The 25,281-nt window shown below is 68.1% G+C and carries 27 protein-coding genes and 1 riboswitch; of the genes, 15 read left to right on the plus strand and 12 right to left on the minus strand.

What is annotated here, in order from left to right; translation table 11 throughout:
• Positions 1-64 precede the first annotated feature (64 nt).
• The 3 genes from nrdR to J2X21_RS08300 form a co-directional block, all read right to left on the minus strand.
• The gene (gene nrdR, locus J2X21_RS08290) at positions 65-508 is read right to left on the minus strand and encodes a transcriptional regulator NrdR (RefSeq protein ID WP_310327139.1); all 444 of its coding nucleotides are present in this window, start codon (positions 506-508) and stop codon (positions 65-67) included.
• A 17-nt stretch (positions 509-525) separates the two neighbouring features.
• Positions 526-1,779 (minus strand): serine hydroxymethyltransferase, encoded by a 1,254-nt coding sequence (gene glyA, locus J2X21_RS08295; protein WP_310327142.1) that lies wholly within the window; start codon positions 1,777-1,779, stop codon positions 526-528.
• A 58-nt stretch (positions 1,780-1,837) separates the two neighbouring features.
• Positions 1,838-1,958, minus strand: a riboswitch (ZMP/ZTP riboswitch).
• A gap of 8 nt (positions 1,959-1,966) precedes the next feature.
• Entirely contained in the window at positions 1,967-2,821 is an 855-nt protein-coding gene (locus tag J2X21_RS08300; RefSeq protein ID WP_310327145.1) for a lytic transglycosylase domain-containing protein, read from the minus strand.
• A gap of 214 nt (positions 2,822-3,035) precedes the next feature.
• On the opposite strand from J2X21_RS08300, the gene ubiD reads away from it, so the two are divergent.
• Positions 3,036-4,577, plus strand: a complete 1,542-nt coding sequence (ubiD, locus tag J2X21_RS08305) for a 4-hydroxy-3-polyprenylbenzoate decarboxylase (RefSeq protein WP_310327147.1) — start codon at positions 3,036-3,038, stop codon at positions 4,575-4,577.
• A gap of 160 nt (positions 4,578-4,737) precedes the next feature.
• Here ubiD and J2X21_RS08310 read toward each other — a convergent pair whose 3' ends face one another.
• Complete coding sequence (locus J2X21_RS08310; RefSeq protein ID WP_310327150.1) at positions 4,738-5,529, minus strand: YdcF family protein; 792 nt, start codon at positions 5,527-5,529, stop codon at positions 4,738-4,740.
• Positions 5,530-5,568: 39 nt separating this feature from the next.
• Here J2X21_RS08310 and J2X21_RS08315 point away from each other — a divergent pair, with 39 nt between their 5' ends.
• The 5 genes from J2X21_RS08315 to J2X21_RS08335 are packed head-to-tail and all read left to right on the plus strand — an operon-like array spanning position 5,569 to position 11,968.
• Complete coding sequence (locus tag J2X21_RS08315; protein ID WP_310327153.1) at positions 5,569-9,018, plus strand: DUF748 domain-containing protein; 3,450 nt, start codon at positions 5,569-5,571, stop codon at positions 9,016-9,018.
• 9 nt (positions 9,019-9,027) lie between these two features.
• On the plus strand, positions 9,028-9,555 hold the full coding sequence (gene msrA, locus J2X21_RS08320; RefSeq protein ID WP_310327156.1) for a peptide-methionine (S)-S-oxide reductase MsrA: 528 nt from the start codon (positions 9,028-9,030) through the stop codon (positions 9,553-9,555).
• On the plus strand, positions 9,555-10,271 hold the full coding sequence (locus J2X21_RS08325) for an ATP-binding cassette domain-containing protein (protein ID WP_310327159.1): 717 nt from the start codon (positions 9,555-9,557) through the stop codon (positions 10,269-10,271). Before msrA ends, J2X21_RS08325 begins: the two co-directional genes overlap by 1 nt.
• Positions 10,268-11,464, plus strand: a complete 1,197-nt coding sequence (locus J2X21_RS08330; protein ID WP_310327161.1) for an ABC transporter permease — start codon at positions 10,268-10,270, stop codon at positions 11,462-11,464. Before J2X21_RS08325 ends, J2X21_RS08330 begins: the two co-directional genes overlap by 4 nt.
• 18 nt (positions 11,465-11,482) lie before the next feature.
• The gene (locus J2X21_RS08335; protein WP_310327163.1) at positions 11,483-11,968 is read left to right on the plus strand and encodes a DUF3299 domain-containing protein; all 486 of its coding nucleotides are present in this window, start codon (positions 11,483-11,485) and stop codon (positions 11,966-11,968) included.
• Here the strand turns inward: J2X21_RS08335 and pdxH are convergent, their stop codons facing one another.
• Positions 11,969-12,604 (minus strand): pyridoxamine 5'-phosphate oxidase, encoded by a 636-nt coding sequence (pdxH, locus tag J2X21_RS08340; protein WP_310327166.1) that lies wholly within the window; start codon positions 12,602-12,604, stop codon positions 11,969-11,971.
• A 123-nt stretch (positions 12,605-12,727) separates the two neighbouring features.
• On the opposite strand from pdxH, the gene J2X21_RS08345 reads away from it, so the two are divergent.
• Positions 12,728-13,333: a nucleotidyltransferase family protein gene (locus tag J2X21_RS08345; protein ID WP_310327168.1), complete on the plus strand. Its 606-nt coding sequence runs from the start codon at positions 12,728-12,730 to the stop codon at positions 13,331-13,333.
• A gap of 12 nt (positions 13,334-13,345) precedes the next feature.
• Here J2X21_RS08345 and J2X21_RS08350 read toward each other — a convergent pair whose 3' ends face one another.
• The gene (locus J2X21_RS08350) at positions 13,346-13,969 is read right to left on the minus strand and encodes a gamma-glutamylcyclotransferase (protein WP_310327171.1); all 624 of its coding nucleotides are present in this window, start codon (positions 13,967-13,969) and stop codon (positions 13,346-13,348) included.
• Between the two features lie 118 nt (positions 13,970-14,087).
• On the opposite strand from J2X21_RS08350, the gene edd reads away from it, so the two are divergent.
• From edd to J2X21_RS08365, 3 genes are read left to right on the plus strand one after another with little or no spacing between them, the layout of a single operon-like run.
• Positions 14,088-15,917 (plus strand): phosphogluconate dehydratase, encoded by a 1,830-nt coding sequence (gene edd, locus J2X21_RS08355; RefSeq protein WP_310327173.1) that lies wholly within the window; start codon positions 14,088-14,090, stop codon positions 15,915-15,917.
• Positions 15,918-15,938: 21 nt separating this feature from the next.
• On the plus strand, positions 15,939-16,562 hold the full coding sequence (gene eda / locus J2X21_RS08360) for a bifunctional 4-hydroxy-2-oxoglutarate aldolase/2-dehydro-3-deoxy-phosphogluconate aldolase (RefSeq protein ID WP_310327175.1): 624 nt from the start codon (positions 15,939-15,941) through the stop codon (positions 16,560-16,562).
• Entirely contained in the window at positions 16,559-16,759 is a 201-nt protein-coding gene (locus J2X21_RS08365) for a hypothetical protein (RefSeq protein WP_404666604.1), read from the plus strand. The genes eda and J2X21_RS08365 overlap by 4 nt, the downstream gene beginning before the upstream one ends.
• Here J2X21_RS08365 and J2X21_RS08370 read toward each other — a convergent pair.
• Together J2X21_RS08370 and J2X21_RS08375 are read right to left on the minus strand one after the other, a co-directional pair.
• The gene (locus tag J2X21_RS08370; protein WP_310327179.1) at positions 16,756-17,298 is read right to left on the minus strand and encodes a PaaI family thioesterase; all 543 of its coding nucleotides are present in this window, start codon (positions 17,296-17,298) and stop codon (positions 16,756-16,758) included. The genes J2X21_RS08365 and J2X21_RS08370 overlap by 4 nt on opposite strands.
• A 68-nt stretch (positions 17,299-17,366) precedes the next feature.
• Positions 17,367-17,783, minus strand: a complete 417-nt coding sequence (locus J2X21_RS08375) for a DUF4902 domain-containing protein (protein WP_310327181.1) — start codon at positions 17,781-17,783, stop codon at positions 17,367-17,369.
• 85 nt (positions 17,784-17,868) lie between these two features.
• Here J2X21_RS08375 and J2X21_RS08380 point away from each other — a divergent pair, with 85 nt between their 5' ends.
• The 4 genes from J2X21_RS08380 to J2X21_RS08395 all read left to right on the plus strand — a co-directional run bounded on the left by J2X21_RS08380 (position 17,869) and on the right by J2X21_RS08395 (position 20,153).
• Complete coding sequence (locus J2X21_RS08380; protein ID WP_310327183.1) at positions 17,869-18,597, plus strand: helix-turn-helix transcriptional regulator; 729 nt, start codon at positions 17,869-17,871, stop codon at positions 18,595-18,597.
• A 307-nt stretch (positions 18,598-18,904) separates the two neighbouring features.
• Complete coding sequence (locus J2X21_RS08385) at positions 18,905-19,150, plus strand: hypothetical protein (protein WP_310327185.1); 246 nt, start codon at positions 18,905-18,907, stop codon at positions 19,148-19,150.
• A gap of 75 nt (positions 19,151-19,225) precedes the next feature.
• Positions 19,226-19,873, plus strand: coding sequence for a CatA-like O-acetyltransferase (locus J2X21_RS08390; RefSeq protein WP_310327188.1), 648 nt, complete (start codon positions 19,226-19,228; stop codon positions 19,871-19,873).
• Positions 19,874-19,937: 64 nt separating this feature from the next.
• Positions 19,938-20,153 carry a DUF4287 domain-containing protein gene (locus tag J2X21_RS08395; protein WP_310327190.1) on the plus strand — a complete coding sequence of 72 codons (216 nt, stop codon included), beginning with the start codon at positions 19,938-19,940 and terminating at the stop codon, positions 20,151-20,153.
• Positions 20,154-20,172: 19 nt separating this feature from the next.
• Here the strand turns inward: J2X21_RS08395 and J2X21_RS08400 are convergent, their stop codons facing one another.
• The 4 genes from J2X21_RS08400 to J2X21_RS08415 all read right to left on the minus strand — a co-directional run bounded on the left by J2X21_RS08400 (position 20,173) and on the right by J2X21_RS08415 (position 24,715).
• Positions 20,173-21,774, minus strand: coding sequence for a methyl-accepting chemotaxis protein (locus tag J2X21_RS08400; RefSeq protein WP_310327194.1), 1,602 nt, complete (start codon positions 21,772-21,774; stop codon positions 20,173-20,175).
• Positions 21,775-21,884: 110 nt separating this feature from the next.
• A complete protein-coding gene (locus J2X21_RS08405; protein WP_310327196.1) occupies positions 21,885-22,655 on the minus strand; it encodes an exodeoxyribonuclease III in 771 nt (256 codons plus the stop codon).
• Between the two features lie 18 nt (positions 22,656-22,673).
• Positions 22,674-24,098, minus strand: a complete 1,425-nt coding sequence (locus tag J2X21_RS08410; RefSeq protein ID WP_310327199.1) for a dihydrolipoyl dehydrogenase — start codon at positions 24,096-24,098, stop codon at positions 22,674-22,676.
• 350 nt (positions 24,099-24,448) lie between these two features.
• Positions 24,449-24,715 carry an antitoxin Xre/MbcA/ParS toxin-binding domain-containing protein gene (locus J2X21_RS08415; protein WP_310327202.1) on the minus strand — a complete coding sequence of 89 codons (267 nt, stop codon included), beginning with the start codon at positions 24,713-24,715 and terminating at the stop codon, positions 24,449-24,451.
• A gap of 167 nt (positions 24,716-24,882) precedes the next feature.
• Here J2X21_RS08415 and J2X21_RS08420 point away from each other — a divergent pair, with 167 nt between their 5' ends.
• On the plus strand, positions 24,883-25,212 hold the full coding sequence (locus J2X21_RS08420; protein ID WP_310327204.1) for a hypothetical protein: 330 nt from the start codon (positions 24,883-24,885) through the stop codon (positions 25,210-25,212).
• Positions 25,213-25,281: the final 69 nt, after the last annotated feature.

Raw genomic sequence — 25,281 nt, forward strand, 5'->3', positions numbered from 1 at the left:
AAGGGGGAGGGGATGCGCCGCATCCCCCTCCAGCACCCCCAAAGGGGGATAGGGTTACCCCGGATCAGATCTCGCGGATCAGCTGGCGGAACTCGTCCACGTCCTCGAAGCTGCGGTAGACCGATGCGAAGCGCACATAGGCGACCTTGTCGATGCGCTTGAGTTCGCGCATGACCAGTTCACCCAGCCGCGTGGAGGCGATCTCGCGCGCCCCGCTGGCCAGCAGCTTTTCCTCGATGCGGTTCAGCGCCGCGTCGATCTGCTCGACGCTGACCGGCCGCTTGCGCAGCGCCAGCTGCATGGAGGCGCGCAGCTTGCCCGAATCGAAATCAGCACGCCGCCCATCCTTCTTGACCACCGAGGGTAGCGCGATGTCCGGCCGCTCGTAGGTCGTGAAGCGCTTGTCGCAGGACAGGCAGCGGCGCCGGCGCCGGACGACGTCCCCCTCGTCCGATTCCCGGGTCTCGGCGACCTGGGTCTCGGTGTGAGAGCAGAACGGGCAGCGCATTCGGGCTTAACCGCCGATCAACCGCGATACACCGGGAAGGCAGCCGTCAGCGCGGCGACCTTCTCGCGCACGGCGGCCAAGTTGGCCTCGTCGTGCGGCTTGTCCAGCACGTCGGCGATCAGGTGGGCCGTGGCGCGCACCTGTTCTTCCTTGAAGCCGCGCGTCGTCATGGCCGGCGTGCCCAGGCGGATGCCGCTGGTGACCATGGGCTTTTGCGGGTCGTTGGGGATGCCGTTCTTGTTGCAGGTCATGTGGGCAGCGCCCAAGATAGCCTCGGCTTCCTTGCCGGTCAGGTTCTTGGGACGCAGGTCCACCAGCATGACGTGGCTTTCCGTGCCGCCGGAGACGATGCGCAGGCCGCGCTCGATCAGCGTGTCGGCCAGCACCTTGGCGTTCTTGACGACTTGCTCTTGATACGCCTTGAATTCGGGGCTCAGCGCCTCCTTGAAGGCCACGGCCTTGCCGGCGATGACGTGCATCAGCGGGCCGCCCTGGATGCCGGGGAAGATCGCCGAGTTGATCTTCTTGGCGATGTCTTCCTTGTTCGTCAGGATGATGCCGCCGCGCGGGCCGCGCAGGCTCTTGTGCGTGGTGGACGTGACGACGTCGGCGTGCGGCAGCGGGTTCGGGTAGACGCCCGCGGCGATCAGGCCGGCGTAGTGGGCCATGTCCACCATGAAGAAGGCGCCGATCTCCTTGGCGATCTTGCCGAAGCGCTCGAAGTCGATGCGCAGCGAGTAGGCCGACGCGCCGGCAATGATGAGCTTGGGCTTCTTCTCGCGGGCCAGGGCTTCCATCGCGTCGTAGTCGATCTCTTCCTTGGCGTTCAGGCCGTAGGAGATGACGTTGAACCACTTGCCGCTCATGTTCAGCGCCATGCCGTGCGTCAGGTGGCCGCCTTCGGCCAGGCTCATGCCCATGATGGTGTCGCCGGGCTGCAGCAGCGCGAAGAACACACCTTGATTGGCCTGCGAGCCGGAATTCGGCTGCACGTTGGCGAATTCGGCGCCGTACAGCTGCTTCAGGCGGTCGATGGCCAGTTGCTCGGCGACGTCGACGTATTCGCAGCCACCGTAGTAGCGCTTGCCGGGGTAGCCCTCGGCGTACTTGTTCGTCAGCTGGCTGCCCTGGGCTTCCATGACGGCCGGCGACGTGTAGTTCTCGCTGGCGATCAGCTCGATGTGGTCTTCCTGGCGGCGCGTCTCGTTCTGGACGGCGGTCCAGAGTTCAGGGTCGACCAGAGCGAGGGTGGAGGTGTTGCGGTCAAACATGGCAGTGTTCCGAAGGTCAGGCGGTGAATCCCAGGCGCTCACGAGCTGGCGTGACGAACCGGGCTGCCCAGGCGAACGGCTGAAAGCGGCAAGAGATCGAACTCGACCGCCTCACGCTCCCCGGTGGTGGCCCACCTCGGGTCAGCTTGTGACCCTGATCGCCAGTCGCGTGAGCCGCCAGTGTAGTTCAGCGCAGCAGCGCCACCTGCGCAGAATCTGCGCCGGTGGGGGTGGAGGCCGGCACGGGCACCGACCGGGCCGGCGCCGTGGCATTGGCCGGCACGTTGCGGCCGGCGGCGACTGACTTCAACAGGTCGTGCTCGGACAGCACGCGGCCGGCGTAGCCGGCGTCGTCGGGTAGGTTGGCGGCGCCCACGTAGTAGCGCAGGCCTTCCTCGAGGCCACCGGCGCGCTGGATGCATTCCTTCAGCACCTGCACGCCCACGCGCAGGTTGGTCACGGGGTCGAAGGCGGCATGCGTGCCGCCGAAGGCCTCGTACTTGTCGTCATGCACGCGCGTCATGACCTGCATCAGGCCTTGCGCGCCCACGGCGCTCTGCGCGAAGGGGTTGAAACCGGACTCGATGGCCATGATGGCCAGGATCAGCGTGGGCTCCACCTTGGCGCGCTGGCCCACCACCCAGGCCTCCTGCACCAGACGGCTGATGGGCTCCGGCGCGACACGGTAGCGGCGCGCCAGCCAGTGGGCCACGGCCGCCTGCTGGCGGCTCAGTTCGCGGGGATCCGCAGCAGTGGCGCGGGTGATGGCGTCGGGCTCCGCCGAGGCCAGCAGGATATTGCCTTCGGCTTCAGCGCGGGCTTCCTGGCGAGCGTTCAGCCAGCCCAGCGTTGCAGACTCCAGCTTGTGGCGCAACCCGGCCTGGCTGGTGAACACCAGCAGCACCGCCACCACGGCCAGCCCGACCAGGGCCAGCGTGTTGTGGCTGACCACGAGCAGGCCGTTGCCGATGTCGCGAACGAACAGCGACGCAGCATCCCGCGTGTGGCGAGCCAGGTTGGCAAGGTCTTGACGTGTCGTCATGCGACTCCCTTGTGTCGCGGCCCGCCACAGGCTGCCGTTGCGGCGGTCTGGGTGGGGCGACGGTGATAATTTCCCGGCCTTGGCTGGGCCTGTGGCACTTCGGTGCCCGGAGGACCCGGCCGGTTGGGTTTAGTAGAAACCCGAAAGCGGCGAATTTTACGGGCGGAAGATAACCCGTCAAGGCTGTTCGGGCTAATCAAAATTACTTTCAGTTATGAAATACAGCGACCTGAGGGACTTCATCGCCGGCCTGGAAGGCCTGGGCGAGCTCAAGCGCGTGCGTGAAAAAGTCTCGCCGGTGCTGGAGATGACGGCCCTGAGCGACCGGGTTCTGCGGGCCGGCGGACCGGCTCTTTTGTTCGAGAACCCGACCAGCTTTGCCACCCCCGCCTTGACCAATCTTTTTGGGACAACGCGCCGCGTGGCTCTCGGCATGGGCGCTGAGTCTCTGGCCGATTTGAGGGATGTCGGGCGCGTGCTGGCGAGCCTCAAGGAACCCGAGCCACCCAAGGGGTTGAAGGACGCCGGCAAATTGCTGCAGATGGCCAAGGCGCTGTGGGACATGAAGCCCGCCGTGCAGCGCCGGGCACCGTGTCAGCAGCAGATCCTGGAAGGCTCCGACATCGACCTGGGCCGCCTCCCCATCCAGACCTGCTGGCCGGGCGACGCCGCCCCCCTGATCACGTGGGGTCTGGTCATCACGCGCGGCCCGACCCGCGCCCGCCAGAACCTGGGCATCTACCGCCAGCAGGTCATCGGCAAGCGCCAGGTCATCATGCGTTGGCTGGCCCATCGGGGCGGCGCGCTGGACTTCCGTGACCATGCACTGGCCCATCCCGGCCAGCCGTTTCCCATCGCGGTGGCGCTGGGCGCCGACCCGGCCACCATCCTGGGCGCCGTGACGCCGGTGCCGGATTCACTCTCCGAGTACCAGTTCGCCGGTCTGCTGCGCGGCTCGCGCACCGAACTCGTCAACACCGGCGTGGGCCGTGAAGGCGCGCCGCTGCAGGCCCCGGCCTCGGCCGAGATCGTGCTGGAGGGGCACATCCCGCCCGCCGAGCCCGGCTACACGGGCGTCAGCGAAGCCGGCGTGCCGCTGAAGGAGAAGGGGGGCTATCTGCATGCGCTGGAAGGCCCCTACGGCGACCACACGGGCTACTACAACGAGCAGGACTGGTTCCCGGTGTTCGAGATCACGCGCCTCACGCAGCGCGAGAACCCGATCTACCACTCGACCTACACGGGCAAGCCACCCGACGAGCCCGCGATGCTGGGTGTGGCGCTGAACGAGGTGTTCGTCCCCATCCTGCAGAAGCAGTTCTCCGAGATCGTCGATTTCTACCTGCCGCCCGAGGGCTGCAGCTACCGCATGGCGGTGGTCTCCATCAAGAAGGCCTACCCAGGCCATGCCAAGCGGCTGATGTTCGGCATCTGGAGCTTCCTGCGCCAGTTCATGTACACGAAGTTCATCGTGGTCGTCGACGACGACATCGACACGCGCAACTGGCAGGAGGTGATCTGGGCCATCACCACCCGCATGGACCCGGTGCGCGACACCACGCTGGTGGACAACACGCCCATCGACTACCTGGACTTCGCCTCGCCCGTCAGCGGCCTGGGCGGCAAGATGGGGCTGGACGCCACCAACAAGTGGCCCGGCGAGACCGACCGGGAATGGGGCCGCAGCATCACGCTGCCGGATGAGGTCACGAAGCGCGCCGAAGCGCTATTCGGACAACTCTTCTTGAAGGCCTGACAGCGCTCGCCTACTGTTGCATTGCCTTTTCAGGCAAATCCTCTGGCGCAATCTTTGCGCGCCAGGAGCCCAGTGGCAAATCGCCTCTGAGCCCCAAGGTGGCCTCGCCACCCACCCCGCCCGGCCTTCAAGCCCGGCGGGGTTTCTTCTTGGGGCGTCGTCAGCGGCCGCTCCACCAGGCCAGCGTTTCATAGACCAAATAGCGCACGCGCGCAAAGCCGCCGGACGAGGGGCACCAGTCGGAAAAACTCGTCAGCGAGTCTTCGCGCAGGCCCAAGGGCGCTGCCACGATCTGCAGGCCCAGCGGCGCGGCCTGGGCCTCGAAGGCGCGCAGCGCACGGCGCATGTGGGCGTCGTGGGTGACCAGCAGCACCCGCCGCACGCCCGCCTGCGCCAGCAGCGGCAGCGTGTTGGCGGCGTTCTCTCGCGTGTCGCGCGAACGGTCCTCGCTCCAGCGCAGCGGCAGGCCGTAGTCCTGCGCCGCCACGCGGGCCACGATGCTGGCCTCCGATTGCTGCAACTGCCGCGCTCCCCAGCCGATGCCGCCGGAGAACGCCAGTGGCAGACCGGTTTGCCGTGCCAGGAAGACGCCGTAGGCCAGCCGCTCCGCGGTCACCTCCTTCGGAGCGCCGATGCCGTACTCGGGCACCACGCTGCGCACGCCGCCGCCCAGCACCAGCACGGCGCCGTCGGTGCGGCCGCGCAACGCGGCAATCTGCTCGGGCGCCAGCGCGGGCGGGTTGCCGATGACCCGGCTCAGCAACTCGGCCACGGCCTCTGTGGACGTGAACCAGATCAACAGCAACGCTGCAACCAGCATCCATCCACCGCCGCGGCGCTGACGGTGCAGGCGCCAGCCGCCCCAGGCGGCGAGCAACAGCCACGGGGCGGGCGGCAGCAGGACCGCCAGCAGCAAGACCTTGAAGCCTGAATAGTCGAGGGCGAAGCTCACTTGGACATCATCGCCGACATCAATAATGCGGCCGCTGTGATGACCGTTCCCCGTTCCCCCGTTCGAATCGCCCTGTGGGCGGTGGCCGTGCTGTCGGCCTTGTTCACGCTTCTGCTGCTGATCGTCACGCTGGCGCTGCCCGGCTGGATGGCCGGGCGGGGCATGGCGCTGGCCAGCGAGGCGCTGGGCCGGCCCGTCAGCATCCAGCAGGCGCATTTCCAGCCCTGGCGGCTGGCCGTTGTGCTGGACGGCCTGCGCATCGCCGGCACCACCCCCGACGCGCCGCCGCTGCTGACGCTGTCGCGGCTGGACGCGGCGCTGTCGCTGCGCTCGCTGCTGCGGGGGCGCGCGGTCGTCGAGTCGCTGGAACTGGTGCGGCCGGAACTGCGCCTGGCCCGCGTGGCGGACGGTCGATACGACATCGATGACCTGATCCAGCGCTTCGCGGCCAAGCCGGCGGCGCCGGAGGGCGAGGACACGGAGTTCGCGGTCTACAACATCGAGCTGACCGACGGCCGCGTGCTGTTCGATGACCGCCCCGTGCAGCGCCAGCACGAATTGACCGCCCTGCGACTGGCGCTGCCTTTTGTTTCGACGATAGGGGCCGACGTGGCGGTCAAGGTACGGCCCCAGCTCAGCGGACAGCTGGACGGCGTGGCCTTCGACAGCCGCGCCGAAGCGCTGCCTTTTGCCGACGACGTCAGCGCCCGCCTTGCTTTCAAGCTGGCCGGCCTGGACCTCGCGCCGCTGGCTGCCTACCTGCCGGCCGAGCTGCCGCTGCGCCTGCGCTCGGGCCGGCTGGACGTGGACCTGGCGCTGGACTTCGCCGAGCGGCCCAGGCAGCCACCGGGCGTCAAGCTCAGCGGCGGCGTGCAGTTGCATCAGCTGGCGCTGACGCGCCCCGATGGCCAATCGCTGCTGGACCTGAAGCACCTGAGCCTGCCGCTGGTGGATGTGCAGCCGCTGCGCCGCCAGCTGGGTTTTGGCCAGATCCTGCTGGACACGCCGGTGGCCGCGCTGGCGCCCTTGCCAGCCGCGAAGGGCGCTGGTGGCACATCGCAGCCCTGGCAGTTCAGCCTGGCCGGGCTGGAGATCCGCGACGGCCGTTTCACGGCCCGGGAGGTCGAGGTGGACGCGCTGCAGCTCAAGCTCGGCGCGGTGGCCTGGCCGCTGAAGCAGCCTGTGCAGCTGGACACCAGTCTGCGCGTCGCGCGGGGCACGCTGAGCGCGCAGGCCCGCCTGGCCGCTGACACGCTGCAGGCCGACGCACGGCTGGATGGCCTGGCCATGGAAGAGCTGGCGCCCTGGCTGCCGCTGCCGGCCGGCGCGCGGCTGGCCGGGGTCATCTCGGGCAAGACGGCGCTGAACATCGCCCGGCCGCTGGACGACGATGCCGCCGACCGCGCGCGGCTGGCGTTGCAGGAACTGAAGGTCAGCGGCGCGCGCCTGAACCTGGCCGGCAAGCCGCTGCTGACGCTGGCCGGCCTGCAGCTGGACCAGGCCGACATCGATCCTGCCGCGCGGCTGCTGAAGCTGGGCACGCTGAAGCTGGACGCCCCGCGCGCCCAGCTCGCCCGCGATGCCACCGGGCAGCTGAACATCGCGGCGCTGCAGCCTGCCGAGCTTGCCGCATCGGCGCCGGCTGCGTCGCCGGCATGGAAGCTGCAGCTGGCGGGCCTGTCCATCGAGCGGGGCGGCCTGCGCTGGCGTGATGCCGCCGTGCCGGCCGGCATGGCGCCGGTGGCGCTGGCCGTCGAACCGCTGCGGCTGCAGCTGGGGGCCATGTCCTGGCCCGGGGCGGCGCCGGTGCCGGCGCAACTGGCCGTGACGCTGGCCGCCTTGGGCGCCAACGACCAGCCCGTCGCGGCCAGCGGCGGCACGCTGCAATGGAATGGCAGCGTAGGCCTGGCGCCCATGGCAGCCACCGGCAGCCTGCAGACGCAAGGCCTGCCGCTGCACCTGCTGAACGCCTACCTGGACCCGGCCTGGGGCCTGCACCTGCAGCGCGCCGAACTGGGCATGAAGGCCGATGTGGCCGCCACGCAGCAGGCCGACGGCCGCTGGCAGGTGGGCGCCGGTGGCGACGTGCGCATGAGCCCGCTGGCGCTGCTGCAGACCCGCGTGATGGAAGGCCAGCGTGTCATCGGCGAAGACCTGCTGAGCTGGCAGTCGCTGCAGATGGATGGCGTGAAGCTGGCGGTCACGCCGGACGCGCCGCTGCGCGTGGCGGTGCGCGAGGCGCACCTGGATGACGTCTACGCCCGCCTCATCGTCAACGAGCAGGGGCGCTTCAACCTGCGCGACATCGGCCCGGCCGAGGCGGCATCGGCCCCGGCGCCGGCTTCGTCGGCGTCCGCGCCGCCGGCCGAGTTCGCCGTCGAGCGCATCCGCGTGAACCGCGGCATGGTGGACTTCAGCGACCGCTTCGTGCGCCCCAACTACAGCGCGAGGCTGACGGAGCTGCACGGCTTGCTGGGCGCGTTCTCGTCCACCAGTACGCAGATGGCACCGCTGACGCTGCGCGGCAAGGTCGCCGGCACCGGGCTTCTGGAGATTGACGGCCAGCTCAAGCCGGGCAGCCCGGTGGCCATGGAGGTGCAGGCCAACGCCAGCGACATCGAACTGGCGCCGCTGTCCACCTACGCCGGCAAGTACGCCGGCTACTCGATCGAGCGCGGCAAGCTGTCGGCGCGGCTCAAGTACAAGGTCGAGCCCGGCGGCCAGCTGGTGGCCAGCAACCAGATCATCCTGAACCAGCTGACCTTTGGCGAGCGCGTGGAGAGCCCAGAGGCGACGTCGCTGCCGGTGCGCTTCGCGGTTTCGCTGTTGAAAGACCGCGATGGCGTCATCGACGTGCACCTGCCCGTCAGCGGCTCGCTGAGCGACCCGGAGTTCAGCGTCGGCGGGCTGGTCTGGAAGCTGTTCCTGAACCTGATCGGCAAGGCGGTGACGTCGCCGTTCTCGCTGTTCTCGGGCAACGATGCGCCCGAGGCGGCCCAGGTCGCCTTCACGGCCGGCAGCGCCGAGCTGGCTGCCACGGACCGGCTGGAGCGCATTGCCAAGCTGCTGGCCGACAAGCCCGGCGTGCAGCTGACGCTGACCGGCTGGGCCGACCCGGTCATGGAAACCGTTGCGCTGCGCGAGCTGCGGCTGGCCGCCGCGCTGAAGGCCGAGAACGCGCCCACGCCCGAGGCGGCGCTGAAGCGCCTCTACCAGGCCAGCAAGCTGCCCAACAAGCCGCGCAATGTGCTGGGCCTGGCCAAAGATCTGCCGCCCGAGCAGATGCGCGGCCTGCTGATGGGCAGCTACGCGGTCGACGACGAGACCCTGCGCCAGTTGGCCGTCGCCCGTGCCGTGGCTGTGCGCGACGCGCTGCTGGCGCGCGGTGCACCCAATGCCCGCCTGTTCCTGGCCACCCCCAAGCTCTGCGACGGGGCTTGCGAGAGTGGCTGGCAACCCCATGTCGAGATGTCTCTTGCAGCGAACTGAAAGGCTGTCATGACCACTGAAACCATCACCCTGGCCGGCGGCTGTTTCTGGTGCCTGGAGGCCGTCTACGAGCGCGTGCGCGGCGTGCAGCATGTCGAGAACGGCTACAGCAACGGCCAGGGCCCGGCGCCCAGCTACGAGGCCGTCTGCGGCGGCAACACCGGCTATGCCGAGGTCGTGCGCGTGCAGTTCGACCCGGCCGAGGTGTCGCTGCGCGAGCTGCTGGAGGTGTTCTTCTCCATCCACGACCCGACCACGCTGAACCGCCAGGGCGCGGACGTCGGCACCCAGTACCGCTCGGGCATCTATTGGCATACCGACGCGCAGCGCCAGCTGGCGGCCGAGGTGCTGAAGGAGGTCAACGACCACCACGCCGGACGTGCCGTCACCGAACTGCTGCCCGAGGCCAATTACCACCCGGCCGAGGCCTACCACCAGCACTACTACGCCCGCAACCCGGAACAGGGCTACTGCGCCTTCGTCGTCGCGGGCAAGGTGGACAAGTTTCTGGCCAGCTTCAAGCGCCTCGTCAAGTGATGCTGGCCTGGGGCGGTCTGCGCCACCGCTATGCCGGCGGCACCGAGATCGCGTATGCCGATTTCGTGCTGCCGGCCGGGCGGCATTTGCTGCTGCGCGGCGCGTCGGGCTCGGGCAAGTCAACGCTGCTGGCGTTGCTGGCGGGCTTGCTGCGCGTGCAGCAGGGCCTGCTCAGCGTGGCCGGCACCGAGCTGCAGGACATGAGCCCGCGTGCACTGGACGCCTGGCGCGGCGCAACGCTGGGCGTCGTGCCGCAGCGGCTGCACCTCAGCGACGCGCTGACGGTGGCCGAGAACCTTGCGCTGCCGGCACTGGCTGCGGGGCAGGGCGCCGACACGGCGCGCGCCGCGGAGCTGCTGGCCGCGCTGGACATTGCTGACTTGGGGGCCCGCCGGCCCCACCAGCTCAGCGTGGGCCAGGCCCAGCGCGTCGCGCTGGCCCGCGCGCTGATGCGCCGTCCGCGGCTGCTGCTGGCCGATGAACCCAGCGCCAGCCTGGACGACGAACACGCGCTGCACATGCTGGCGCTGCTGCTGAGCACGGCCGAGCGCGAAGGGTGCACCTTGATCGTCGCCAGCCACGACAGCCGCGTCATCGACGCGCTGGGCGAGCGGGATGACGTGACGGAGCTGGTGCTGCCCGGCCGCTCGGTGGACGGGCATGTGCTGGAGGGCTCGGACCGCACCACCTTCTGGTCCAGCGGGGTGACGCGATGATCCGCCTCGCCTGGCGCTATCTCTGGTCCAGCCCGCTGACGACCGCGCTCAACCTGCTGTTGCTCACGCTGGGCCTGGCCGCAGTGACCTTCGTGCTGCGCGCCGGCGCGCAGGTCGAAGCCGGCTTGAAGCGCGACCTGGCGGGCATCGACCTGGTGGTGGGCGCCAAGGGCAGCCCCATGCAGATCATGCTGGCCGGCGTGTTCCACCTGGATGCGCCCACGGGCAATATCCCGATGGCGACGCTTGAGTTGTTGGAGAAGCAGCCGCTGGTGGCGCAGGCGGTGCCGCTGTCGCTGGGCGACGCGTTCCGCGGCCACCGCATCGTCGGCACGACGCCGGCTTACGTCGACCTGTACGGCGCCCGCGTCGCGCAGGGTGCGATGTGGACCAAGCCCATGCAGGCCGTGCTGGGCGCCGAGGTTGCGCGCTCGACCGGCCTGCGCATCGGCGACCGGTTTGCCGGCAGCCACGGCCTGGGTGCTGGCGGCGGCGAGCATGGCGAACATCAGTTCGAAGTGGTGGGCGTGCTGGCCGACTCCGGCAGCGTGCTGGACCGCCTGATGCTGACCGACCTGGCCTCGGTGTGGGAGGTGCACGACGAGCACCATGCCGATGAAGAAGCGCATGACGACCACGACGAGCATCGCGAGACCACGCTGATCCTCGTGCGCTACCGCAGCCCGCTGGCCGCCGCGATGCTGCCGCGCTGGGTCAATGCACAGGACGGGCTGCAGTCCGCCGCGCCGGCGCTGGAGACCGCGCGCTTGATGCGGCTGGTGGGCGCGGGCACCGAGGTGTTGCGCGGCTTTGGCGTCGTGCTGCTGATCGCGGCCGGGTTGTCCGTCTGGGTCGCGCTGCTGCACGCGGTGCGCGCGCGCCAGGCCGATCTGGCCATGCTGCGCATGCTGGGCGCGCCTGCACGCCGCGTGGCGGCCTTGATCGCACTGGAAGCGCTGCTGCTCGCCGCGCTGGCCGCCGCGCTGGGCCTCACCGCGGGCCACGGCCTCGTAGCGGTGCTGGAGCGGCTGCTGGCCGAGCGCCAGTCGCTGCGGCTGGGCACTCTGGGCTGGAGCGACGCCGAATGGCTGGTGCCGCTGCTGGCCGGCGGCCTCGCGCTGCTGGCCGCCGCGTGGCCAGCGTGGCGTGCCTACCGATTGGACGTGACCACATTGCTGCAGGCGCCTCGCTGAGCCCCGACAATCGCCGCCATGAAGTTCAAGCCCTTGCTCGCCCTCTGCCTGGCCGCTGCGGCCGCCGTCGCGCAAACACCGCCGCCCATGGGCCAGGGCGGGGGTTACCACGACCCGCGCAGCCCCTTCAAACCGCTGGAGGAGCGTGCCGACATCCTCTCCTGGAAGCTGCTGTCCCAGGTGACCGCCAAGGCCGAGAAGAAGAAGCTGGTGCCGAGCTTCCCGGCCGCCGTGCAGGCGCTGGACCGCAAGACGGTGCGCGTGCAGGGCTTCATGACGCCGCTGGAGGCGGGCGACAAGCAGCAGCACTTCCTGCTGTCGTCGGTGCCCACATCCTGCTCGTTCTGCGTGCCCGCCGGCCCCGAGGGCATGGTGGAGGTGCGCACCAAGAAGCCGGTGCGCTACACGCTGGAGCCGGTCATCGTGGAAGGCCAGCTGGCTGTGCTGCACGACGACCCCTACGGCCTGTACTACCGCGTGGAAGACGGCCTGGCCGTCAACTGATCAGGGTGCGAGGCGCTCCCTGGCCCAGGCGTTCGCCTCCAGGCGGAACACGAGGCGGTCATGCAGACGCGACCGCCGGCCCTGCCAGAACTCGAAGCGGTCCGGCACCAGCCGGTAGCCGCCCCAGTGCGGCGGGCGATCCGGATTGAGGCCGTGCTGCACGGCCGCCTTGGCCGCATTCGCCACCAGCACCGCACGCGAGCTGATGGGCTGGCTCTGCGGCGAGGCCCAGGCGCCCAGGCGCGAATCCAGCGGGCGGCTCTTGAAATAGTCGTCCGATTCTTGCGCGGAGGTCATCTCGACGCGGCCCTCGATGCGCACCACGCGCTCCATCTCGACCCAATGGAACTGCAGCGCCGCGAAGGGCAGGTGGGCTAACTCTTTTCCTTTGCGGCTTTCGTAGTTCGTGAACCAGACGAAGCCGCGCTCGTCGCAGCCCTTCAGCAGCACCACGCGCGTGGACGGGCGGCCGCTCTCCCCCACCGTGGCCAGCGTCATCGCCGTCGGCTCGGACACGTCGTGCGCAATGGCCTCGTCCATCCAGCCTGTGAATAGTGCCAACGGTCCGTCGGCGGCCTGGGCTTCGTCCAACTCGCCCAACTCGTAACTCTTGCGGAACTCACTCAGCTTGCTCATGACCCGAAGTATGCAGACGTTCCCTTAAAGACCTTCCCTTAAGTGAACGCCCCAGTTTCAAGCCCCAGGTCAACCGGCATGCTTGTGGCACTGCAGCAAATGGTTCAACAGACCCTCTAGATGATGAAACGACGCCCCGCCGTCGTCGTACTGGCCGCAGGACGCGGCACGCGGTTCAGAGGTCCGGGACACAAGCTGGAACAGAAGCTGAGCACATCGCCCAGCGCAGACACCTTGCTGGCGCGCACCTTGCGCCAGGCGATCGCCACCCAGCTGCCTGTCGTCGTCGTGACGACGCCGGCCCTGACACCCGCCGTGCACAAGTTCGTGGCCGCCCGCGACGTCGTCACATTGCCCGAGCACGATGAGCAAGGCCGGCCGCACCCCATCGGCATGGGGCATTCCATCGTCGCCGGCGTCAGCGCCACGGGCGATGCCGATGGCTGGCTGATCCTGCCCGCCGACATGCCGCTGGTGCAGTCGTCCACCATCGTGGCCGTGGCCGAGGGGCTGGAGCGCTACCCGGTCTGCTATGCCCAATACCGGGGCATCCAGGGCCATCCGGTGGGCTTTGGCACCGAGCTGTACTCCGAGCTGATGGCCTTGCAGGGTGACGAGGGCGCGAGGCGCATCGTGGCGCGCTACGCGGCCCAGCCCATCACGGTCGACGACCCCGGCGTGCACATCGACGTCGACACCGCCGAAGACCTCGCGCGGCTGCGCGGCTGATCCCGTTGCGTATCAGAACGGCCCGCACAGGCCGTGTTGCGCGGCCAGGTGAGCCTGGCGCTCCAACTCCTTGTCGCGGATTCCATGCTCACGCAAACCCTGGACGGTGCGCAGCAGGTAGTCCAGCGTCGTGCCGTAGCGGCCGCGTGCATGCCGGAAGATGTGTAGCAGCTCGGGCTCGTGCAGCGAGCCGGTCCAGTTTGGGCTCTGGCGCGACAGCGTGAACGCGAGCGCGCGCAGCCGGCCCGACGGCGTGTCGCAGTTCAGCCAGCGTGGTTCGTAGACGCCGTTGGGCATCTCGCGCTCCCACAGCGGCAGCAACACCTGTTCGCCGGTCTCGCGCGGGATGCGGTAGACCAGACCGCGGCAACTGCCGCCCGAGATCAGCGCCAGCACCAGCCCCGGCTCTTGCGGCGAGCCACGGTTCACGCGCGAGCGCATGCGCAGCACGCGATGAAAGCCCAGCACCCGCGCCGGCAGCGCCTCGGCATACTGGAAGTCGGGCCGCCAAATCAGCGAACCGTAGGCGAACAGCAGCAGGTCATCGCCGCCGTCACGCCATTCGGCCATCGTGCGCTGCAGCAGGTGTGCGCTGCGTGCCGGGCCATGTGGAATGTGGATTGCCTGTGACGCCATTGCTGCCATCCTGCCATGCCTGGTACCCAGGTCGTAACCCGCAAGCCCTCGTGGGCAAGTAATATGGTTACCTAAATTCTGATGGTGCGGTTACACGCCAGCACCCCGGAGACACCGAATGCACTCACTACTGAACGAAGTCACCCAGCGTATCCGCGAGCGCAGCGCCAAGCCCCGCGGCGACTACCTGGCCCGCATGGCCCAGCTGAACAACCGCCAGCGCGGTTTCGAACGCATGGGCTGCGCCAACGTGGCGCACGCCGTGGCGGCGCTGCCGGCCAATGACAAGCTGCGCATAGTGGCCGCGAAGGCGCCGCACCTTGGGGTGGTCACGGCCTACAACGACATGCTGTCGGCTCATCAGCCCTATGAGGACTACCCGGCGCAGATCCGCGCCGAAGCCCATCGCCTGGGTGCCACCGTGCAGGTGGCCGGCGGCGTGCCGGCCATGTGCGATGGCGTCACCCAAGGCCTGCCGGGCATGGAGATGAGCCTGTTCTCGCGCGACACCATCGCAATGGCCACGGCCGTGGCGCTGACCCACGATGTGTTCGATGCCGCGCTGCTGCTGGGCATCTGCGACAAGATCGTGCCGGGCCTGCTGATCGGCGCGCTGCACTTCGGCCATCTGCCCTGCGTGTTCGTGCCGGCCGGCCCGATGAGCTCGGGTATCTCCAACAGCGAGAAGGCCAAGGTGCGTGAGCTGTACGCGCAAGGCAAGGTGGGCCGCGACGAGCTGCTGAAGAGCGAGTCGGCCGCGTACCACGGCGCCGGCACCTGCACCTTCTATGGCACGGCCAACAGCAACCAGATGCTGCTGGAGGCCATGGGCCTGCACACGCCGGGCAGCGCCTTCGTGCACCCGCATGACGACCTGCGCACCGCGCTGACGCGCGAGGCCGTCACCACGGCGCTGAACATCTCCGGCCGCATCGCGGGCCAGGCCGCCAAGCCCATCGGACATGTCGTCGACGAGCGCTGTATCGTCAACGCGATGGTCGCGCTGCTGGCCACCGGCGGGTCCACCAACCATCTGATCCACTGGGTTGCCGTCGCGCGTTCGGCGGGCATCCTGATCAACTGGACGGACTTCTCCGATCTGTCGGGCGTCGTGCCGCTGCTGGCGCGCGTGTACCCGAACGGCAGCGCCGACGTGAATCAGTTCCAGGCCGCCGGCGGCCCCGGCTTCGTCATCCGCGAACTGCTGGATGCGGGCCTGATGCACGAGGACGTCATCAGCGTGGGCGGCGAGGGCCTGCGGCCTTACACCTTTGTGCCACGCGCCGTGGGGCAGGGCGGCGAGGTCGTGCGCGAGGTGCTGCCAGCGGCAAGCGGCGATGACGGCGTCGTGCGCACGGCTGGCGCGCCGTTCAGCGCCACCGGCGGCCTGAAGCTGCTGGCCGGCAACCTGGGCCGCGCGGTCATCAAGTCGTCCGCCGTGCCGGAAGACCGCCACACCATCGAGGCGCCTTGCCGCATCTTCACGACGCAGGAGGCCATGCTGGCCGCCTTCAAGAACGGCGAGCTGGAAAAGGACGTCGTCGTCGTCGTGCGCTTCCAGGGCCCGCACGCGAACGGCATGCCCGAGCTGCACAAACTGACGCCGCCGCTGGCCGTGCTGCAGGGCAAGGGCTTCCGCGTCGCGCTGGTCACCGACGGCCGCATGAGCGGCGCGTCGGGCAAGGTGCCTGCGGCCATCCACGTCAGCCCCGAGGCGCTGGCCGGCGGCCCGCTGGCCAAGCTGCGCGACGGCGACGTGGTGCGCGTGTGCGCCGTCAACGGCGTGCTGACCGCGCTGGTCGACGACGCCGAATGGACACGCCGCGAGAACGCCAAGCTGGACCCGGCCGAGGCCGATGTCAACGCGCACGGATTGGGCCGCGAACTCTTCGCGGGTATGCGACGCAACGCGCTCAGTGCCGAAGAGGGCGCTGTGACTTGGCTGTGACCCGCCTGTGAGAATTGAAGAATGCTTGAAACCCTGAGCCTGGCCAGCCACGGCCCCGTCATTCCCGTCATCGTCATCCAGCGCCTGGAAGACGCCGTGCCGCTGGCCGAAGCACTGGTCGCCGGCGGCGTCAAGGTGCTGGAGGTGACGCTGCGCACGCCGGTCGCACTGCAAGCCATGGAAGCCATGGCCAAGGTGCCGGGCGCCATCGTCGGCGCCGGCACGCTGCGCACGCCGCAGGACGTGACCAACGCCAAGAACGCCGGCTGCCAGTTCGGCGTCAGCCCCGGCTACACCGATGCGCTGGCCTCCGCCTGCAAGGCCGAAGGCCTGCCGCTGCTGCCGGGCGTGTCCACGGCGTCCGAAGTGATGCAGGCCAATTCGGCCGGCTTCAGCTTTTTGAAGTTGTTCCCGGCCACGGCCGTGGGCGGCGTCAACCTGCTGAAGGCGTTGGCCGGCCCGTTCCCGGATGTGGCTTTCTGCCCCACCGGTGGCATCTCGCTGCAGACCGCTCCCGATTTCCTGAAGCTGCCCAACGTCAAGGTCTGTGGCGGCTCCTGGCTCACGCCGCAGGATGCCGTTGACGTCAAGGACTGGGCACGCATCACCAAGCTGGCCGCCGAGGCCGCTGCGCTGCGCGCATGAGCGCCGCTGTCGTCGCCGCGGCCTGGGCCAGCGCGACGCACAGCTTCTCCAAATTCGTCCGCGACGAGCTGCGCCTGGTGACAGGACAGGGCGTCGCGGGCGATGCGCATTGCGGCGTGACGGTCAAGCACCGCTCGCGCGTGGCGGTCGATCCGACCCAGCCCAATCTGCGCCAGGTCCACCTGATACGGGTCTAGCCCGGCAGGTCGAACAGCAGGCAGGTGGTGCTCGCGTGGGCGTACAGCTTGCCGTCATGACCCACCAGTTGCGCCTCCGACGTCGTCACCTGCCGGCCGCGATGCACCACGCGCCCGACGGCCCGCACCAGCGGCACCTTGTCGGTCAGCGCGCGCACGAGGTTGACCTTGAATTCCAGCGTCGTGTACGCACGACCGATGGGCAGCGTGGTGTGCACCGAGCAGCCCAGCGCCGAGTCCAGCAGCGTCGCGAACCAGCCTCCATGCACGCTGCCCAGAGGGTTGTAGTGCTTGAACTGCGGCCGGCCCTGGAAGATGGCCTCGCCATCGGCCACCGAGATCAACACGAAGTCCAGCGTCTCGCTGATAGGCGGCGGTGGCGCCAGGCCTTGCAGCATGGCCTGCATCTGCTGCAGGCCGTTCTTGCCGGCCAGCATGGCGGGTGAGGCGAGGCCCGTGCCGGGTTGCAGGCGGGCGCGCACGGCGGCCTCATCGGCCTGCCATTGCGCGAGGGTCTGTTCGGAGGAGGTGTCGGTCATGTCATCGGCGTGCGGACTTGAAGCCGCCGATTCTGCGCAATGGCGCTGCCCCCTGCTGTCGCCTGGGTTCAGGCCGCCAGGCGCTCCGCGTGCGCCGCGATACGGCGCGTGGGGGTGACCAGGCGCAGCTTGTCCAGCACCGGCCCTTGCCACGGCAGCAGGTAGACCAACGTGGCCAGCGTCGCCTTGCGGCGCGACGACAGCAGCGGGCGCCCCTGGTCGTCCAGCAGCAGCACGTTGGAGCGCACGTTGAGCGGATCGACCTGCACGACCGTGCCTTCGCCGATCTCCACCCAGTCCCATTCCACCCAGGCGCTGGTGTCGGCATAGTTGCGCTCCCAGCGCGTCATGCCGCTGGCGCTGCGCTCGGCGGTGTGCGTGCGGTTCACGCTGGTCTGGGCGTGGTGCACATCGTGAGCGGCACTGTCCAGCGCCGCCACGGGCCAGCAGACGCTGCCTTCGGGCAGCCGGATCAAGGTGGACATGACAAACCTCGTGGTCGTGTGATTCGAACGGGAGCGCAGTCTCCGAGCCCGGCAGGGGCCGGACAAGCTGGCAGACTTGACAGGTATGGCCAAGCCACAGATGGACTATCAGCAACTGATTGACGTGGGGCTCAGCGAGGATTTCGCGAGCTTCGAGCGCCGCCTTGTCGCGACGGCGGATGCCATGGGGTTCCCCATCATTTCCGGTGTGCTGATGCGTGGGTTGCTGCAGGACGCGGATGTGCAGATCACGTCGCTGGGCAATACGCCGGCCGGATACGTCGAGGTGGCCAAGGATCTCGGCGAGGCTCGTCGCGATCCGGTCATGGCCAAGTTGATGACGCAACCCGTCCCTGTCGTCTACGACCAGAAGACTTATGCAGCGGTTGGTGCTGGCGACATCTGGGAAGCGCAGGCGCCTTACGGCTACAGGACCGGCATTGCAGTGAAGCTGCACCTGCCGGGCAATAAGCATTTCCTGCTGGGCGTCGACCGTGAAGAGGCGCTACCTACATCAGGCAACCAGTTGATGCAGATGATCGGCGGACTGCAATTGCTGGCCGCTCATGCACTTACGGCGGCCGACCGACTGCTGAGTCCCAAGATCGACAAGGCCGACCTGCCTAAGCTCACCAAGCGCGAACTGGACGTGCTGAGTTGGACCTCGCAGGGCAAGACGGCATGGGAAGTGAGCGTCATTCTTGGCATGAGCGAGAAGACGGTGAACTTCCATATCGGCAACGCAATGCGCAAGCTGGGCGTGAGTTCCAAGCACCAGGCCGTGCTGAAGTGTGTGGCCGCCGGGCTGCTTTGAGGGCGTCGCCCGCCGAAACCACCCTGGAAGACTTGCTAGGTTTCTAGGGGGATGAAAACAGGGACAGTTCGGGTCAGCGAAATTCTTCTGACCCGGAGCCCCCATGAAACTGATCGACTTCATCTACGAAGCCCTCGGCCTGCCCAAGCTGGGCGGCTGAGCTCAAGCCCTCAGGGAGTGCCGGACAAAGCAGAAAGGCCAGGACCATGGCGCCGACCGCCGCCCAAGTGCGGTCCTCGACGCCAACGTCCTGGCCTCACTCTGCAAGCTGTCCGCCCGTTTTCACTTCTGCAGACGCGGAGTCTCGATGTCCATCTCCGCCGAAACCTATGCACGGCTGTTGAGCCTCGCCGACCAGGCGCCCCTCGACTGCCTTCCACTGACCGAACGTACGCTGGCCCGCGCCAAGACGCTGGGCTATTGCCAGATCGGTCAGATCCGCAACACGCCCCCGAGCCGGCTGCTGGCCGACCTGGGTGAAGAGCGCGCCGATGAGTTGCAACGGGCGCTGTACGACTTCGGCATGCGCCAGCAGGTCGCCAAAGCCAGCTGACCGCGCGTCATTTCAGCCGGTACCCATCGGGCATGCGAGCATTCGGGGCCCGATATCCGAACCGCCCGGCTGCCCATGCCTGACCGCGACATTCCCCTAGCCAGTTGGCCGCGCCGCGCGGCGCTGGAACATTTCCGCCGCATGGCGCAGCCTGCGTTCAGCGTCACCGTCCCGGTGGACGTCACGGGTCTGCGCGAGCGAGCCGCCGCCCACGGGGCCACGCCCTGGCTGGCCTACCACCATGCGGCGCTGGAAGCGGCCAACACGGTCGACGGCATGCGCCAGACGCTGAAGGCCGACGGCACCGGTGTCCGCGAATTCGAGCTCATCCATGCCAGCACCACCGTGCTGCGCGACGACGGCAGCTTTGGTTTCCTGACCCTGCCGCGAGACCCGTCGTTGGCCGCGTTTGCCGAGCGCGCCAAGTCGCATCTACCCCGCATCCGCAGTGCCAGCGGCGACCTGTTCGCCGCCGATGCTCCCGGTGATGTGCGCGAGGAGACGCTGGTGCACATGACGGCGCTACCCTGGTTTGCCTTCACCGCCTTCACGCATGCACGAGGGCAGGGCGACGACCGGCCCAAGATCGCGTTCGGCCGCTTCACGGAGCAGGGCGGCCGGCTGCTGATGCCGGTGGCCGTGGACGTGCACCACGCGCTGTGCGACGGCGCACATGTGGGCCGATTCTTCGAGCAGTTCCAGTCAAGTCTGGACGAGATCTAGCCGGATTTGTCGAAATCGACGCGGCTCGATCGTCGTCGGTTGGTCAGCCACTGCATGGAGCACCATGGCAACCCAAGAGAAAGTCAAAGGTCCCGCGTCCTACTTCCCGTCCATCGAGAAGACCTACGGTCAGCCCATCGCTCATTGGGAGCAGGTCATCGCCGATGCAGGTGCGCTGAAGCACATGGAACTGGTCGCCCACCTCAAGACCGAGCACGGTCTGGGCCACGGCCATGCCAACGCCTTGGTGGCCTGGTGCATAGCCAAAGCGAAGAAGTAGGGCAGCGAAGGGCGCCCGGCTAGGCCTGCCGGGCTGCTCGCCGCAGCGCGACGGCGTCGGGCAGCGATCGCGTTTCGTTGGCCGCCAGCCGGAACACGCGCAGCGCGGCGACCACCTGCTGCGTGTCGTCCTTCATCTGCGCGGCGGCACGGGCCAACTGCTCCACCAGGCCGGCGTTCTGCTGCGTGATGCCATCCAACTCGCGCATCGCACCGTTCACTTCGGCCACGCCCTGCAGCTGCGCGCGTGCGCCGTGGTCGATGTGGGTGATCAGCCCGGTGAACGCGTTCACCTGGGCCAGCGTCGCGTCGATACTGGCCCGAGCGGTACGCGTCTGCGCTTCGCCGTCGCGCACGCGTCGTGTGGAGTCGTCGATCAATGACTTGATCTCGCGAGCCGCGGTCGAACTGCGCTGCGCCAGTGCGCGCACCTCGCCTGCCACGACGGCAAAGCCCTTGCCGTGCTCGCCGGCACGCGCAGCCTCCACGGCCGCATTCAGTGCCAGCAGATTGGTCTGGAACGCGAGGCCGTCGATGAGCTGCACGATCTCGCCGATGCGATCCGACGACGCGGCGATGCCGCCCATCGTGTCGGTCACCGAATGCACGACGGTGGCGCTGCTGCGCGACACCTCGTGCAACTGGCTGGCGACGCCGCTGGCATTGCCCGCGTGCTCGCTGGTGTCGCGAACCGTCGCGGCGATCTGCTCGACGCTGGCCGCCGTCTGCTGCAGGCTGGCGGCCTGGCTCTCCGTGCGGCGCGCGAGGTCGAGGTTGCCTTGCGCGATCTCGTCGCTGACACGTCGGATGCGTTCGATCTCGTGCCGCGTGTCGACCACCATCGCGCCAAGGTTCACCGATACCTGGGCCAGCGCCGACTCCAACCCCCGCGTCAACGCGCTGCCGCTGGAACGCAGCGTGGCGGACAGATCGCCCGCAGCCAGGGCGTTCGCGAAGCCTTCGCTGGCCTGCAGCACGCCGCGCAGCCGGGCCTGCTGCCACAGTGCCAGCGCTGCGGCGCCGATCACCGCCGCGGGTGCGGCGGCCCAGAGGCCGTACGAGGCGAAGGCCGCGATGCCAAATCCGGTAGCCAGCAGCGGCGCGGCCATGCCGCCCAGCCAGGGCAGACGCCGGTACACGCGCTGCAGGCAGCCGGCGAGGCCAGGGCGCAGCAACTCGCCGCCTGCCAATCGATGAAGCAGGCGACCCGCGGCCTTCTCGGCGCGCATGCGCTCATACAGGCGCTCGGCCCGTTCGACCTGAACCCGCGCAGGCTGGGTGCGGACGGACAGATAGGCCACGGGGCGCCCGCCGTCCAGCAGCGGCGTCACATTGGCGTGCACCCAATAGTGGTCGCCGTTCTTGCAGCGGTTCTTGACCAGGCCCGACCACGGTCGGCCGGCGCCTATGGTGGCCCACAGGTCGCGGAAGGCCTCCTCCGGCATGTCAGGGTGGCGCAGGACGTTGTGCGGCTGCCCCAGCAGTTCGTCCAGCGCATAGCCGCTGACCTCGACGAACGCTGCGTTGGCGTGAAGGATGCGGCCCTTGAGATCGGTCGTGGAGACCAGCGCCCGGCCGGTAGGGAAGGGGATTTCGCGTTGGGTGACGGCTTGCAATCGCATGGGATGTCCTTTGCCCGCCAGCATGCGGACACCCCGTCGGCACCTCTTTGATCTGGCGCAAGCGCCACGTCAACACCGCCGCGGCGAGCCCGCACGGCGTGACGCAGTGCTCAGTTGTCCAGCGTGACGATGACCGGCGCGTGATCGCTGGGCCGCTCGTTCTTGCGCGGAAGCTTGTCGATCTCGCAGGCGGTCACGCGCGACTTCAAGGCCTCGCTGACAAGAATGTGGTCGATGCGCAGGCCCTGGTTCTTGCGGAAGGCCAGATTGCGGTAGTCCCACCAGCTCCAGCTCTTGGGCGGCTGCTCGAACAGCCGGAACGCATCGGTCAGCCCCAGCGCCAGCAACTGCTGGAAGTGCTCGCGCTCCTGCGGCGTGCAATGGATCTGACCGGCCCAGGCCACCGGGTCGTAGACATCACGGTCTTCCGGTGCGATGTTGAAGTCGCCCATCAGCACCAGTTGCTCGTGCTGCTTCAGTTCCTCGATCAGCCAGGCACGCAGGCCGGTCAACCAGTTCATCTTGTAGGTGAACTTGTCGCTGTCAGGCGCCTGGCCGTTCGGGAAATAGCAGCCGATGACGCGCACGCCGCCCACCGTGCCGGCGATGACGCGGGCCTGCTCGTCGGCAAACCCGGTGATGTTCTTGACCACGTCCTCGGCACGTTCGCGGCTGATCAGCGCGACGCCGTTGTACGTCTTCTGGCCGAACCACTGCACCTGGTAGCCCGCCTCGCCGATCTCCATCGTCGGGAACTTGTCGTCGGTGAGCTTGGTCTCCTGCAGCACCAGCGCATCGACCGGATGAGCGGCCAGCCAATCCAGCACCTGCGGCAAGCGAATGGACAGGGAGTTGACGTTCCAGGTGGCAAATTTCTTCATGGGCTCATCCTAGCCCGCTCACGGCCCGGCCTCGGCCTCGGTGTCGCAGTCCATGCAGTCCTCGAGCGGCGGGGAGGGCAGGTGCAGGTCGCTGTGCAACTGCCGCAGCGCCGTGCGCAGGCCCTCCTCGATGACCGGGTGGTAGAACGGGCAGTCCAGCATCTGCTGGATGGTGTCGCCGCGCTGCACGCTCCAGGCCAAAAGGTGGCCCAGGTGCTCCACGGCCGGACCGATCATCTCGGCGCCCAGCAAGCGCCCCGTGCCGCGCTCGGCGTAGACATGGAGCGCGCCCTGGTTGACCAGCATCACGCGGCTGCGCCCCTGGTCGGCAAAGCTCACGCGGCCCACGTCGAACGGTGAGCCCGTGGCCGTCAACTCGCGATGGCTGGCACCGGCCAGCGCGATCTGCGGGTCGCTGAACACGATGGCCAACGGCACGCGACGCGGCCGGTGGTGAACATCAGGCCAGCGCGCAGCGTTGTCGCCGGCGATGCGGCCGGCATCCGAGGCCTCGTGCAGCAGCGGCCGGTCGCCGGTGGCATCGCCCGCGATGAATATGGGCGCTGGCCCCCATTGGCCGATGTGACGGTCCAACAGCGGCCGGCCGTCGGCGTCCCGCGGAAGCCCGGGCAAGGTTTCCAAGCCGAGATCGTCCAGGTTCGGGTCCCGGCCGGCGGCGCACAGCAGCAGGTCAAAATGCTCGCCGCCGACCAGCACCTGGTTGTCCTTCAACTGGGGATCCAGGTCGTCGGCCCGCAATGTCAAAGGCAACGCCGCCGCGAAGATCTCGCGCGCCAGGTTCTGCAGTTCCGGATCGGTCAGCGGCCCCACGTTCGCCGCGCGTGTGAACAGCCGCACGCGAACCCCTAGCCGATGCAAGGCCAGCGCCAACTCCAGACCGATGACGCCGGCACCGACAACGGCCACGGAGCGCGGCAGATCCTGCCAATCGAACACGTCATCGTTGACGATCAAACGATCACCGAGCCGCTCGCGCCAACCGGCGGGGATGCGCGGCCGCGAGCCGGTGGCGATGACCACGGCCTTGGCCTTGATGTGCTTGCCCTGGACATTCAACGCATTGGGCGCCGTGAATCGCGCGCGACCCAACAGCCGCGTGGCCTCGGGCCAACCCTGAACGGTGTCGAGCACAAAGCCGACGAAGCGATCCCGTTCGCTGCGCACGCGCTGCATCACGGCTCGGCCATCAATGCGCGGAGCGCCAGCCTGGATGCCGAAGCGTGGCGCCTCGCGCACGGTATGGGCGGCATCCGCGGCGGCGATCAGCAACTTGCTGGGCATGCAGCCAACGCGCGCGCAGGTCGTGCCGAAATGGGCGGCCTCGATGAGCAACACCTTGTCGGTATGCACACGCGCCGCCCGGTACGCCGCCATGCCGGCGGTGCCGGCGCCGATGATGGCAACGTCGCAATGCAGGATCATTGGCTGGCTCCGGATTTGGTGCTTCGGTTGAGGATAGCTGTCCAGCTCTCGGCATCCATTTAATCAACAATGTGCATTATGTTAAATCGCACTACGGAGAAGCCGCGAACGCGGAGTCTTTCACAGCCGTTGCCTAGTAAGGAGACAGGATTCCCCTCCCTGGAAATGGCGCTTTGCGACAGCATTCCCTCCCGGGATGGCAGCTACCGCGACAGCAATCAGCTCCCCAGGCCTACGGCGTCCGTAAGCGCGACAGCAATTCTCCCCGCATCCCTACAAGCCTTCGCGTCAGAAATCAGCACCGCAGCCTTACGGACGGCGCGATCGAGCCAGCTGCATTGCGCTCCGAACTATCCGCCGGTGTTCTGAGCAATCCGCCTGAGGTGTTCTTCAACCAGATCTATGCCGGCAGGCTTATTGGCGACGTCAATGGGCCGAGCTCCTAGACCGAGCGCTGGGCTGACGAGCCATTCGAGGAGCCAAGCCTCTGATAGCTCGGCGTCTACGTCGCCAGCGGCAGATCGCAATCGGCGGTACGCCTCGGTTGGGACGAACCGTTGAAGCCTGTCTAGCAAGGCGCGCTGGGTCGCGATGAATTGCTCTGCTGTGCTGTTCATGGTGCGATGCGGGTCTGCGTGCTGTTAGGAGATCTCGTCGGCCAAAACTCAGGGCGAACCCTGGAGCTGCCTGCAAATGAGTCGGAGTCACGCAGCTTGCTGGCACTTGGGAAACTGGCAACACCGCGCCCTGCCCTTCATACCGAAGATCTCAAGGCCGACAAGCGATGGCGTCATTGCGGCTGCATCCATGGCGTCGGCCTCTGAAGCGCGTTGACGATGTCGTCCACGTGATCCATGGTCAGGCCGGTGCCAGGCGTACAAACCACAACTCGACCATAGAGCGGACTGCCAGGGAGCTGCTGAACCAACAGGAGTCGACCGGCACTGTGCAGATCGTCAAGGACGACAAAGGGTTCCCCACGATGATGGGTCTCCAGCCAAAGGACGATGTCGGCATGCCGATCCCGGTGCACGCGGATGGGAACGCATCGCCAGGTGTCGCCCTCGTGAAGGTTGTCAGCGACGAACGTAAGCAGCCAGGGAACACATGTTGATCTGACCGTGCCTCGGTAGTGAACATCTGTCCGCTTAGAAGGAGGCGGACACGTGAACACTTATGGGGT

It is taken from the genome of Roseateles asaccharophilus (genome assembly GCF_031458115.1).
GTDB classification, from domain to species: domain Bacteria; phylum Pseudomonadota; class Gammaproteobacteria; order Burkholderiales; family Burkholderiaceae_C; genus Pelomonas; species Pelomonas asaccharophilus_A.

Bases quoted from the DNA above. Each gene is read 5' to 3' on its own strand.
- nrdR (WP_310327139.1), bottom strand. From the start codon at position 508: ATGCGCTGCCCGTTCTGCTCTCACACCGAGACCCAGGTCGCCGAGACC.
- glyA (WP_310327142.1), bottom strand. From the start codon at position 1,779: ATGTTTGACCGCAACACCTCCACCCTCGCTCTGGTCGACCCTGAACTC.
- J2X21_RS08300 (WP_310327145.1), bottom strand. From the start codon at position 2,821: ATGACGACACGTCAAGACCTTGCCAACCTGGCTCGCCACACGCGGGAT.
- ubiD (WP_310327147.1), top strand. From the start codon at position 3,036: ATGAAATACAGCGACCTGAGGGACTTCATCGCCGGCCTGGAAGGCCTG.
- J2X21_RS08315 (WP_310327153.1), top strand. From the start codon at position 5,569: ATGACCGTTCCCCGTTCCCCCGTTCGAATCGCCCTGTGGGCGGTGGCC.
- msrA (WP_310327156.1), top strand. From the start codon at position 9,028: ATGACCACTGAAACCATCACCCTGGCCGGCGGCTGTTTCTGGTGCCTG.
- J2X21_RS08325 (WP_310327159.1), top strand. From the start codon at position 9,555: ATGCTGGCCTGGGGCGGTCTGCGCCACCGCTATGCCGGCGGCACCGAG.
- J2X21_RS08330 (WP_310327161.1), top strand. From the start codon at position 10,268: ATGATCCGCCTCGCCTGGCGCTATCTCTGGTCCAGCCCGCTGACGACC.
- J2X21_RS08335 (WP_310327163.1), top strand. From the start codon at position 11,483: ATGAAGTTCAAGCCCTTGCTCGCCCTCTGCCTGGCCGCTGCGGCCGCC.
- pdxH (WP_310327166.1), bottom strand. From the start codon at position 12,604: ATGAGCAAGCTGAGTGAGTTCCGCAAGAGTTACGAGTTGGGCGAGTTG.
- J2X21_RS08345 (WP_310327168.1), top strand. From the start codon at position 12,728: ATGAAACGACGCCCCGCCGTCGTCGTACTGGCCGCAGGACGCGGCACG.
- J2X21_RS08350 (WP_310327171.1), bottom strand. From the start codon at position 13,969: ATGGCGTCACAGGCAATCCACATTCCACATGGCCCGGCACGCAGCGCA.
- edd (WP_310327173.1), top strand. From the start codon at position 14,088: ATGCACTCACTACTGAACGAAGTCACCCAGCGTATCCGCGAGCGCAGC.
- eda (WP_310327175.1), top strand. From the start codon at position 15,939: ATGCTTGAAACCCTGAGCCTGGCCAGCCACGGCCCCGTCATTCCCGTC.
- J2X21_RS08365 (WP_404666604.1), top strand. From the start codon at position 16,559: ATGAGCGCCGCTGTCGTCGCCGCGGCCTGGGCCAGCGCGACGCACAGC.
- J2X21_RS08370 (WP_310327179.1), bottom strand. From the start codon at position 17,298: ATGACCGACACCTCCTCCGAACAGACCCTCGCGCAATGGCAGGCCGAT.
- J2X21_RS08375 (WP_310327181.1), bottom strand. From the start codon at position 17,783: ATGTCCACCTTGATCCGGCTGCCCGAAGGCAGCGTCTGCTGGCCCGTG.
- J2X21_RS08380 (WP_310327183.1), top strand. From the start codon at position 17,869: ATGGCCAAGCCACAGATGGACTATCAGCAACTGATTGACGTGGGGCTC.
- J2X21_RS08385 (WP_310327185.1), top strand. From the start codon at position 18,905: ATGTCCATCTCCGCCGAAACCTATGCACGGCTGTTGAGCCTCGCCGAC.
- J2X21_RS08390 (WP_310327188.1), top strand. From the start codon at position 19,226: ATGCCTGACCGCGACATTCCCCTAGCCAGTTGGCCGCGCCGCGCGGCG.
- J2X21_RS08395 (WP_310327190.1), top strand. From the start codon at position 19,938: ATGGCAACCCAAGAGAAAGTCAAAGGTCCCGCGTCCTACTTCCCGTCC.
- J2X21_RS08400 (WP_310327194.1), bottom strand. From the start codon at position 21,774: ATGCGATTGCAAGCCGTCACCCAACGCGAAATCCCCTTCCCTACCGGC.
- J2X21_RS08405 (WP_310327196.1), bottom strand. From the start codon at position 22,655: ATGAAGAAATTTGCCACCTGGAACGTCAACTCCCTGTCCATTCGCTTG.
- J2X21_RS08410 (WP_310327199.1), bottom strand. From the start codon at position 24,098: ATGATCCTGCATTGCGACGTTGCCATCATCGGCGCCGGCACCGCCGGC.
- J2X21_RS08415 (WP_310327202.1), bottom strand. From the start codon at position 24,715: ATGAACAGCACAGCAGAGCAATTCATCGCGACCCAGCGCGCCTTGCTA.
- J2X21_RS08420 (WP_310327204.1), top strand. From the start codon at position 24,883: ATGGCGTCATTGCGGCTGCATCCATGGCGTCGGCCTCTGAAGCGCGTT.